The sequence below is a fragment of the Lentzea fradiae genome (genome assembly GCF_900100955.1).
In the GTDB taxonomy this organism is placed as follows: domain Bacteria; phylum Actinomycetota; class Actinomycetes; order Mycobacteriales; family Pseudonocardiaceae; genus Lentzea; species Lentzea fradiae.
Window position 1 is genome coordinate 203,023 of the sequence record NZ_FNCC01000016.1, and the last position, 6,096, is coordinate 209,118.

Below are 6,096 nucleotides of genomic sequence, written 5' to 3' on the forward strand. Positions count from 1 at the left end.
AGACTGAGCCGAAGTCTTCAGGAGTGAGGTGGCGTGGTGACCCTGCTGGAGTCCGTGCACGGACCGGCTGATCTGAAACGGATGGACGAGGCGCAGCTGCAGCAGCTGTGCGAGGAGATCCGTCGTTTTCTGGTCGACAAGGTGTCCAAGACGGGCGGGCACCTGGGCCCCAACCTGGGCGTCGTCGAGCTGACAGTCGCATTGCACCGCGTGTTCGACTCGCCGCGGGACCCGATCGTCTTCGACACGGGCCACCAGTCGTACGTGCACAAGATCGTCACGGGTCGCCGGGACGGTTTCGACCGGCTGCGCCAGCAGGGCGGCCTGTCCGGCTACCCGTCGCGGTCGGAGTCCGAGCACGACGTGCAGGAGAGCTCGCACGCGTCCACGGCGCTGTCCTACGCGGACGGCCTGGCGAAGGCGAAGCAGATCAACGGCGCCAACGGCCACGTGGTCGCGGTCGTGGGCGACGGCGCGCTCACGGGCGGCATGTGCTGGGAGGCGTTGAACAACATCGCGGCGGACAAGACGCGCCCGGTCGTGATCGTCGTCAACGACAACGGCCGCTCGTACTCGCCGACGATCGGTGGTCTCGCGGACCACCTGTCGTCGCTGCGGTTGCGCCCCGGTTACGAGAAGGTGCTGGAGAAGGGCAAGAGCGCCCTGCAGCAGACGCCGTTCTTCGGCAAGCCCCTCTACGCCGCCCTGCACGCCGCCAAGCGCGGCATCAAGGACGCGCTGGCGCCGCAGGCCATGTTCGAGGACCTCGGCCTCAAGTACATCGGCCCGGTCGACGGCCACGACATCGCGACGGTCGAGTCCGCGCTGCAGCGCGCGAAGTCGTTCGGCGGCCCGGTGATCGTGCACGCGGTCACCCGCAAGGGCATGGGTTTCGCACCGGCTGAGAACCACGAGGCCGACCAGATGCACGCCACCGGCGTCATCGACCCGATCACCGGCGAGAACCTGCAGCCGTCCAAGCGCACCTGGACGCACGTGTTCTCGGACTCGCTGGTCGAGGTCGGCCGCGAGCGCGAGGACGTCGTGGCCATCACGGCCGCGATGCAGGGCCCGACGGGCCTCGACGCGTTCGCCAAGGCGTTCCCCGACCGCTTCTTCGACGTGGGCATCGCCGAGCAGCACGCGCTGACCTCCGCCGCCGGCCTCGCCATCGGCGGCCTGCACCCGGTCGTGGCCGTCTACGCGACGTTCCTCAACCGGGCGTTCGACCAGCTGCTGATGGACGTCGCGCTGCACAAGCAGGGCGTCACCGTCGTGCTGGACCGCGCGGGCGTCACCGGTCCGGACGGGGCGTCGCACCACGGCATGTGGGACATGTCGATCCTCGGGGTCGTCCCCGGTGTCCACGTGGCGGCGCCGCGTGACGCCGGAACGCTCGTCGAGGAGCTGCGCGAGGCCGTGGCGATCTCCGACGCGCCGTCGGTGATCCGTTACCCGAAGGCGTCCGTCGGCCCGGACTTGCCCGCACTGGAACGCGTCGGCTCGGTCGACGTGCTGCGCCGGTCGGGCACCGACGTGCTGCTGGTGACGGTCGGCGCGCTGGGCGAGCTCGGGCTCCAGGCCGCGCAACGGCTGGAGGACCAGGGCATCGGCGTCACGGTCGTCGACCCGCGGTGGATCTACCCGATGTCGTCGGACCTCGTGGAGATGGCGGCCTCGCACCGGCTCGTGGTGACCGTCGAGGACGGTGGCCGGCACGGCGGCTTCGGCTCGTCGCTCGCGGCCGCCCTGCGCGACGCGGACGTCGACGTGCCGTTGCGCGACATCGCGCTGCCGCAGCAGTTCCACGACCACGGTGAGCGCGGCGAGGTGCTGGCGTTGTGCGGCATCACCGCACAGGACGTGGCACGCCGCGTGACGGAGTGGGCCTCGCGGCTGGAAGGCGTGTCCGAGGAAATCGACGCGCCCGCGGACAAGTAGTTCGGCTAGCCTCCACCCCGCGCCCGCTCTCGCGGCCCGGCAGGACTTCCTCGCCAGGGTTCCGCTTTCCGGGCAGGCGCAGTGGCGCTGTAAAGGCACCAGGTTCAATTCCTGAACGCCACGACCCCGGCCGCACACGGGGGCGACGAGCTCTGCGAGTCCTTTCCGGACTCCCGCTCCGAGCCCCGCCGGCCGGGGTCGTGGTCTGTCCGCACGTGGGGGAAGACGATGAAGCACACGCTGTACCCGTGGGAGCGGGGCGTCCGGTTCGACCGCGGCGTGCTGGCGGGCGAGGTGGGGCCCGGCGAGCACAAGTACCCGCGGCACGTGACGGTGCAGCGTGTCGACATCCGTCCTCGCACGATGGCCCCGGCCGCACAGGACGTGCCGACGTCCGACGGCGTGTTGGTGCGTGTGACTGTCGTCGTGCGGTGGACCGTGTCCAAGCCGACGACGTTCGTGGTGGCGTCCGCCAGTCCCGAAGCCGAGCTCTACACAGCCGTGCAGCTCGCGTTGCGCGGTGCGGTGCTGACGCGCGCACACTCCGCCGTCGACGCCGAACGTGACGCGATCGCCGCCGAGGTGCTGGCCGCTGTCGGGCCGAAGGTCGCCGAACTGGGCATCGTGGTGTCCGAGGTGGCCGTGCGCGACGTCGTCATGCCCGGTGAGCTGCGCCGGGCGGCCCTGGCCGAGCTCGTCGCCGCGTCCGAGGGACGTGCGGCGCTGGAGCGGGCCAGGGGCGAGACGGCCGCGCTGCGGTCGTTGCTCAACGCGGCCCGGCTGGCGGAGGAGCACCCGGCGTTGCTGGAGCTCCGCGCACTGCAGGCCGCCTCGACCGTCGTCGTGGACCGGCCCGCCCGCAAGGGCTGATCACTCCTCGCGGATCCACAGCACGGTGGTCCGCGTCTCGCGCACCCGCCAGCCCGCGGGCGTCCGGACGACGACCCAGTCCATCCGCAGGCTCGCGGTGCGGAAAGGCGCCTCGCCGGCGCGGTAGAAGTGGTTCACCGCGTTGGCCGAGACGGCGGCCCGGTCGCCGTCGAGGTCGACCAGCAGGCCCGTGGTGGCGTGCTGGGTGAGCACGTCCGGCTGTTCGGTTCTCCGCATGACCTCCAGGAACTCGTCGAACCCCGTGGTCTCGCCGTACCGGGGCGAGTGGATCGCCACCTCGGGGTGGAACACCGTGTGCGCGTCCTCCCACCTCTTGTCGTCGAGCAGGCGGCCGAGCCGGCTGACGAGGTCGGCGATCTCGACGCGGTCGATCGTGGACATGAGCACTCCCTTATTGTTGGTTGCGCCAACGTTGGCGCGACCAACAATACAGACCTGCGTTGGTCACGCCAACGATTAAGATGAAGGCGTGGAGAACACCCCCGAACGCCTGACCGGGAAGCCGAGCTGGCTGCTGACCCAGCTGTCCGTGCACGCGCACCGGCTCGCCACCGAGGCGTTCACCGGGGCAGGGGCACGCGGCTACCACTACCGCGTGCTCGCCGCGCTGGACGAGTTCGGCACCGCCAGCCAGGCCGACCTCGGCCGTCGCTGCAACATGGACCGCAGCGACGTCGTCGCCACCGTCACCGCGCTGCAGGAGCGGGGGTTCGTCGACCGCGCACAGGACCCGAAGGACCGCCGCCGCAACACCGTGACGCTCACCGAGCCCGGCAAGGCACAGCTGGACCGGCTCGACGAGGCACTCGACCAGGCCCAGGACGACCTGCTCGCGCCGCTCCCCGAACCGGACCGCCGCACGCTCACCAGGCTGCTCGGCACCCTGCTCGCGCACCACCAGCGCTGACAGCGGGCGTGAAGGTGTCGTTAAGCGTTGTCTCAGGTGGGTGTGGCACCTTGGTGGCGTGCGGATTCTGGTAGTCGAGGACGAGGCTCCCCTGGCCGACGCGATCGCCCGCGGCCTGAGGCGTGAAGGCATGGCCGTGGACGTCGCCTACGACGGCGAGACCGGCCATGAGAAGTCGACCGTCACGCGGTACGACGTCGTCGTGCTCGACCGCGACCTGCCCGGGATGTCCGGCGACGAGCTGTGCAAGGAGATCCTCAGCTCCGGCGCGCTCACCAGGGTCATGATGCTGACCGCCAGCGGCTCGATCGAGGACCGCGTGTCCGGCCTGTCGCTCGGCGCCGACGACTATCTGGCGAAGCCCTTCGCGTTCCCCGAGCTGGTCGCGCGCGTCCGGGCACTGGCCCGCCGCGCCACGCCCGCGACCCCGCCCGTGCTGTCCGCGCGGGACGTCGAGCTGGACCCGGCGCGGCGCACCGTGTCGCGCGGCGGGCAGCCGATCGAGCTGACGCGCAAGGAGTTCGGCGTCCTCGAGGTCCTGCTCGCGGCCAAGGGATCGGTCGTCAGCAGCGAGGAGCTCCTCGAACGCGTGTGGGACGAGAACGCCGACCCGTTCACCACGACCGTGCGCGTCACGGTGATGACGTTGCGCAAGAAGCTCGGCGAGCCGGGCATCATCGACACCGTCGTCGGCTCCGGGTACCGGGTGCCGAGTGCGTCGAACGGATCCGCTGAGGACTGACCTATGCGAAGGCGCGGGCCGGGGCTTCGTCTCCGGATCACGCTCCTCACCACCGCGCTCGTCGCGGTGGTGAGTGCTGTGCTGCTGTTCCTCGGCTGGACGCTCGTCGGCAGGGTCTTCGACTCGTCGCCGTCGTTCCCGGCCGATGCCAGGGTGACCGTCGACGGTGTGACCGTCACCGTGAAGACCCTGACCGACTCGTTGACGGGAGCCGCCCGCCAGGACCTGCTGGTCGCCGGGCTGATCGCGTTCGCGTGCATGGTCGTGGCCGCGGCCGTGCTGGCGTGGACGTTCACCGGCCGCGTCCTGAAACCGCTGCACGACGTCACCAGCGCCGCCCGCCAGCTCTCGGCGGAGTCGCTGGGCTCCCGCCTGCGCCTGGAAGGGCCGCGGGACGAGGTCGCCGACCTCGCGGACACGTTCGACGCCATGCTCGACCGCCTCGAAGCGGCCTTCGACTCGCAACGACGGTTCGTGGCGAACGCATCGCACGAACTGCGCACCCCTCTCTCCGTGGTGCGCACCGAGCTGGACGTGACGCTGTCCGATCCGGACGCGGACGTCGAAGAACTGCGGCGCATGGCCGGCGTCGTCCGTGCGGCGGGGGAGCGTGCCGAGCAGTTGGTGTCAGCACTGCTGCTGCTCGCACGCACGGACGGGATAGGGCTCGCCGTGCGTGAGCCCGTCGACCTGTCCGCTGTCGTCGAGTCCGCGTGGAGGGCCGTGCGTGCGGAAGCAGAGGCACGCAACCTGCGCACCGTCTTCCGGTGCGTGCCGGCACTCGCCGTCGGCGACCCGGCGCTCCTCGAACGCATCGCGGGCAACCTGCTGGAGAACGCCGTCCGGCACAACCACGTGGGCGGATGGATCGAGACCGTCGTGGAGACCGGCCCGCAGTGGTCAGTCCTGCGGGTGTCGTCGTCAGGCCAACTCATCGCGCCGGACCGCGTGGAAGAGCTCTTCGAGCCGTTCCGCCGCGGCGTCAAGGACCGCACCAGCCAGTCCGGAACAGGTCTTGGCCTGTCGATCGTGCGCGCCGCGGTGGCCGCTCACGGCGGGTTTGCGCAGGCAGTGGCGGTGCCGACAGGTGGTCTGTCGGTGACCGTGCACCTGCCCAGCGCCCCTCGCTGAGGGCCGCCGCAAGATCTTCGACGTGGTCCCGGTCACAGATTGCGTCGATCTTGCCGGGTTTGAGCCATCCGCGTGGCGTCTGACCTGCGGTTACATGTCAGATGACCCCCGATTTGGATCTCACGGGGGGCCCGTGTAAATTTCTCTCTGCCAGCGCGGAACGGGCCGGGAAACACCGGAACGGAGCGCGGCGAAAGACTTCTAAGCCTGACACAGCCCCGGAAGTGACTCTCTTCGGAGATGAACTGTGGTGTGCGCGTGTTCTTTGAGAACTCAACAGCGTGCCGAAACACAGCCAGTAATATGAATACTCCTCGTCAGGAGTATTCCTTTGAGTAGTAATACCAGATTGCCAGACATATTCCGTCTGGAGCGATCAAACACAGTCCTTATTGGAGAGTTTGATCCTGGCTCAGGACGAACGCTGGCGGCGTGCTTAACACATGCAAGTCGAGCGGTAAGGCCCTTCGGGGTACACGAGCGG

The 6,096-nt window shown here is 69.7% G+C and carries 6 protein-coding genes and 1 rRNA gene; 6 read left to right on the forward strand and 1 reads right to left on the reverse strand.

Annotated features, from left to right (window positions below):
• Positions 1-36: 36 nt before the first annotated feature.
• Both dxs and BLT23_RS32970 read left to right on the forward strand, forming a co-directional pair.
• Positions 37-1,941, forward strand: a complete 1,905-nt coding sequence (dxs, locus tag BLT23_RS32965; RefSeq protein WP_090056970.1) for a 1-deoxy-D-xylulose-5-phosphate synthase — start codon at positions 37-39, stop codon at positions 1,939-1,941.
• Positions 1,942-2,169: 228 nt separating this feature from the next.
• A complete protein-coding gene (locus tag BLT23_RS32970) occupies positions 2,170-2,811 on the forward strand; it encodes an SPFH domain-containing protein (protein WP_090056830.1) in 642 nt (213 codons plus the stop codon).
• Here BLT23_RS32970 and BLT23_RS32975 read toward each other — a convergent pair whose 3' ends face one another.
• The gene (locus BLT23_RS32975; protein ID WP_090056834.1) at positions 2,812-3,213 is read right to left on the reverse strand and encodes a nuclear transport factor 2 family protein; all 402 of its coding nucleotides are present in this window, start codon (positions 3,211-3,213) and stop codon (positions 2,812-2,814) included.
• Positions 3,214-3,301: 88 nt separating this feature from the next.
• Between BLT23_RS32975 and BLT23_RS32980 the strand changes: the two genes are divergently transcribed.
• From BLT23_RS32980 to BLT23_RS32995, 4 genes are all read left to right on the forward strand, one after another.
• A complete protein-coding gene (locus BLT23_RS32980) occupies positions 3,302-3,739 on the forward strand; it encodes a MarR family winged helix-turn-helix transcriptional regulator (RefSeq protein WP_090056837.1) in 438 nt (145 codons plus the stop codon).
• A gap of 58 nt (positions 3,740-3,797) precedes the next feature.
• Positions 3,798-4,481 (forward strand): response regulator transcription factor, encoded by a 684-nt coding sequence (locus BLT23_RS32985; RefSeq protein ID WP_090056841.1) that lies wholly within the window; start codon positions 3,798-3,800, stop codon positions 4,479-4,481.
• A 3-nt stretch (positions 4,482-4,484) separates the two neighbouring features.
• Positions 4,485-5,612 (forward strand): sensor histidine kinase, encoded by a 1,128-nt coding sequence (locus BLT23_RS32990; RefSeq protein ID WP_090056845.1) that lies wholly within the window; start codon positions 4,485-4,487, stop codon positions 5,610-5,612.
• A 389-nt stretch (positions 5,613-6,001) separates the two neighbouring features.
• Positions 6,002-6,096: ribosomal RNA gene (locus BLT23_RS32995) — 16S ribosomal RNA — on the forward strand; the annotation flags it as partial.